General features: G+C 49.2%; 1 rRNA gene. It reads left to right on the top strand.

The annotated features are described in order from the left end of the window. Nucleotides 1–252: ribosomal RNA gene (locus KGF45_RS19910) — 16S ribosomal RNA — on the top strand; the annotation flags it as partial.

Raw genomic sequence — 252 nt, 5'->3', positions numbered from 1 at the left:
TTGAGCGATTTACTTCGGTAAAGAGCGGCGGACGGGTGAGTAACGCGTGGGTAACCTACCCTGTACACACGGATAACATACCGAAAGGTATGCTAATACGGGATAATATATTTGAGAGGCATCTCTTAAATATCAAAGGTGAGCCAGTACAGGATGGACCCGCGTCTGATTAGCTAGTTGGTAAGGTAACGGCTTACCAAGGCGACGATCAGTAGCCGACCTGAGAGGGTGATCGGCCACATTGGAACTGAG

Source organism: Clostridioides sp. ZZV14-6154, assembly GCF_020657785.1.
GTDB lineage: Bacteria > Bacillota > Clostridia > Peptostreptococcales > Peptostreptococcaceae > Clostridioides.
This window is presented reverse-complemented; position numbering and strand designations above follow the sequence as displayed.